The 3,558-nt window shown below is 61.8% G+C and carries 3 protein-coding genes and 2 pseudogenes; 2 read left to right on the top strand and 3 right to left on the bottom strand.

All coding sequences use genetic code 11. The annotated features are described in order from the left end of the window. A partial coding sequence (locus JSE7799_RS14110; RefSeq protein WP_186201955.1) for a transposase occupies nucleotides 1-442 on the top strand: 442 nt, incomplete at its 5' end. 32 nt (nucleotides 443-474) lie between these two features. On the opposite strand, the pseudogene JSE7799_RS14105 reads toward JSE7799_RS14110, so the two are convergent. Then, nucleotides 475-891, bottom strand: a pseudogene (locus tag JSE7799_RS14105) (ATP-binding protein); the annotation flags it as partial. 163 nt (nucleotides 892-1,054) lie between these two features. Beyond that, nucleotides 1,055-2,577 (bottom strand): annotated as a pseudogene (gene istA / locus JSE7799_RS14100) (IS21 family transposase). A gap of 105 nt (nucleotides 2,578-2,682) precedes the next feature. On the opposite strand from istA, the gene JSE7799_RS14095 reads away from it, so the two are divergent. After that, complete coding sequence (locus tag JSE7799_RS14095) at nucleotides 2,683-3,093, top strand: proton-conducting transporter transmembrane domain-containing protein (RefSeq protein ID WP_083480606.1); 411 nt, start codon at nucleotides 2,683-2,685, stop codon at nucleotides 3,091-3,093. Between the two features lie 36 nt (nucleotides 3,094-3,129). Here JSE7799_RS14095 and JSE7799_RS14090 read toward each other — a convergent pair. After that, nucleotides 3,130-3,558: transposase (locus JSE7799_RS14090; protein ID WP_186201954.1), on the bottom strand; the 429-nt coding region annotated here is incomplete at its 5' end.

Here is a 3,558-nt window from a genome sequence, read left to right as displayed (position 1 = left end):
CAATGTGCTGGGCGCGACCCCCAAATCCATGCATGAAAGGGTCAAGGCCGATCTGCAAGACATCTGGATGGCCGAGACGAAGAAGGAGGCGAATGCCGCCTTCGATCTCTTCGTCGAAATCTACGGCGCGAAGTACGAGAAGGCTGTGGCCAAGCTGGTGAAAGACCGTGACGAGCTGCTGGCCTTCTACGACTTCCCGGCCGAGCACTGGAAGCACATTCGGACCACGAACCCGATCGAGAGTGTCTTCGCCACGGGCAGGAACCGGACCCGCAAAACCAAGGGCTGCCTGAACCGCAAGACCGCCCTCGCCATGGTCTTCCGACTCATGAAGTCAGCCAAGAAGAAGTGGCGGAAGATCAACGGGCCAAACCGTCTGCCCGACGTCATTCAGGGGATTGAGTTCAAGGACGGGATCAAGCAACTTCAAACCGCCGCCTGATGAGGACCGTCACCAACTTTTGGGCATATCTCGCCCGAGGCGCTGAACGGCAGGTATCCCAGCTCGTCGAGGATCACCAATTCGGTCTTCACCAGCGCCTCGGCAATCTTGCCGGCCTTTCCCTGTGCCTTTTCCTGTTCCAGCGCATTCACCAGCTCGACGGTCGAGAAGAAGCGCACGCGTTTGCGGTGATGCTCGATGGCCTGGACGCCGAGGGCGGTCGCGACATGGCTTTTCCCGGTTCCGGGGCCGCCGATCAGGACCACGTTCTCGGCCGCATCCATGAACTCGCACCGATGGAGTTGACGCACGAGGGCTTCGTTGACCTCGCTGGCGGCGAAGTCGAAGCCGAACAGGTCCTTGTAGGCCGGGAAGCGCGCGGCCTTCATGTGATAGGAGATGGAGCGCACCTCGCGTTCAGCCATTTCAGCCTTGAGCAACTGCGACAGCATCGGCATCCAATCGTCGGGAAAACAGTCCCCCGGACTGTTTTCTGATCCTCCTCATACCTCGAACGCTGGGGCACCTTGTTCCATGAGGTCATGCACCGCCTGCGCCATGCCCGGCATTTTGAGGCTGCGCAGCATGATGACGATGGCGGCTCCGGCGGGATCATGACGCATGACGTGTTCCTCCCCGCAGTCCGTCGTAGCGTGCGACATTGGCCTCAGGTTCCTTCGTCAGAACGAGACTTGAAGGGGGCGTCACATCGAGCCGGTCGGTCGGTGTGCCATCCACCAGCCTGTGGAGCAGGTTCAGCACATGGGTCTTGGTCGGCACGCCCGCCTCCAGCGCCATTTCCACGGCGCACAGCACCGCCTGTTCATCGTGATGCAGGACCAGCGACAGGATCTCGACCATCTCGCGATCGCCGCCGGGCTTGCGCAGCATCTGATCCTGCAACTGGCGGAATGCCTCTGGCATCTCGACAAACGGGGCGCCGTTACGAAGCGCGCCCGGCTTGCGCTGAACCACGGCGAGGTAAAGGCGCCAGTCATAGATGACGCGGCCAGGTTGCCGGTGCGACCGTTCAATGATGCGCTGGTGCTCGCAGACCACGTGCCCCTCGACCACGATCACCAGCCGTTCGGGGTAAACATGCAGGCTGACGGGGCGGTTCGCAAAACTGGCAGGGACAGAGTAGCGATTGCGCTCGAAGGTGATCAGGCAGGTGGGCGACACCCGCTTGCTGTGTTCGACAAAGCCATCGAAGGCCGTGGGCAACGGCATCAGCGCAGGCTTCTCGACCTCCCAGATGTCGCAATGCTGCCAGGCAGGCTGCCATGAGCGGTCTCGGTCCACAGCGCCTTGCAGCGCTCTTCCAGCCACACATTCAACGCATCAAGATCCGGAAAGGCCGGCATCACCTGCCAGAGCCGGTGGCGCGCATCGCGGACGTTCTTCTCGACCTGGCCTTTCTCCCAGCCGGCCGCCGGGTTGCAGAAGTCGGGCTCGAACACATAGTGGCTGGTCATGGCCATGAACCGCGCATTTACATCGCGCTTCTTGCCAACGCCCACGCGATCCACCGCCGTGCGCATGTTGTCGTAGATCCCGCGGCCCGGCACGCCCTCAAAGACCCGGAACGCATGCCAATGCGCGTCGAACAGCATCTCATGCGTCTGCAACAAATAGGCCCTGACCAGGAACGCGCGGCTGTGCGACAGCTTGATGTGGGCCACCTGCAACTTCATGCGATCGCCGCCGACAGAGGCCCAGTCCTCGCTCCAGTCGAACTGGAAAGCCTCGCCCGGCTGGAACACCAACGGCACGAATGTCCCGCGATCGGTCGTCTGCTGCGCGCGTTGCCGGTCTCCTTTCCAAGTCCGCACGAAGGCTGCGACACGCTCATACGAGCCGTCATAGCCAAGCTTAACCAGATCAGCGTGCATCTGCTTGGCGGTGCGCCGGTCCTTGCGCGACTTGCGCTGCTCCGTCACCAGCCAGCCTGTCAGCTTCTCGGCATATGGGTCCAGCTTGCTCGGCCGCGCCGGTGTCTGGAACCGGGGCTCAACGATCCCCGCCCGCAGATACTTCTTGATGGTGTTGCGAGACAGCCCGGTCCGCCGCGCGATCTCGCGGATGGGCATCTTGTCCCGTAACGCCCAACGTCGAATGACGCACAAAAATCCCATGTCGATCACTCCAATAACCCCCGACAAATCCCGTCAGGGGCAAGATTCCACATGGGTCAGTTCTCAGTGACAATTTAGACTGCTGCCGGGTCAGTTCTCAGTGACATCCAACAGACGGCGGTTTTCCCGCTCTTCTTCTGGCTGCCCGCTGCATACCACGCGCCGGACTTCTCGATTTCCGCGGTGTTTGCGGAGCTACTGACCAAGGTCGGCGTCTATGCGATTATCCAGATGTTCACGCTGATCTTCACGGAGAATATTGGCTTCACGCACAGCCCCGTTTTGTGGATCGCGGCGCTGACGATGGTGACGGGGGTTCTGGGGGTTGCGGCGCAGACCACTTTCCGGCGGCTCCTGCCGTTCCACATCGTCAGCCAGATCGGATACAGGATGCTCGGGCTGGCGCTTTACACGTCGCTGGCGCTGATGGGGGCGGTCTTTTACCGCGTGCACCACATGATCGTGAAGGTGAACCTGTTCCTCGTCGTGGGCGCGGCGAGCCGGACTCCGGGATAGAGCAACCTGCGGTCTGGAAATTCTGCTGAGAGCGGGTCATGCATCCTGGCATTCCCATTTGATGTAGGCCTTGGTCTCGGAGGCCCATTTCTCGTCGATCTCTACGAGGACGGCGCTGACCAGTCGCAGCAGAGCGTCGTCGCTGGGAAAGACCCTGACCTTTACGGTGCGCCGCTTGAGCTCCTGCTGGACGGATCGCTCCATCGGGTTTGAAGTGCGCAGCCGGCGGCGATGGTGCTCGGGCAGCGTGAAGACCGCGAGCCCCTCGGGCGCGTTTTCCTCCAGCCATGCGGCCAGCTTCGGCGCAGAGGTGCGATAGCTGGCGACGATCTCTGCCAAGGCCGTTTCTGCCTTGGCGAGCGTGCTGGCATTCCACACGGTGCGCAGCTCGGCTCCGATGCGCTTGCGGATCTCGACGTTCGGAGCGTGATGAATGGCGTTGCGCGCGAGATGGAACTGGCAGCG

This window comes from Jannaschia seosinensis (genome assembly GCF_001408515.1).
In the GTDB taxonomy this organism is placed as follows: domain Bacteria; phylum Pseudomonadota; class Alphaproteobacteria; order Rhodobacterales; family Rhodobacteraceae; genus Jannaschia; species Jannaschia seosinensis.
Note: the sequence above shows the minus strand (reverse complement) of the source record. Positions and strands in the feature narration are given on the sequence as shown.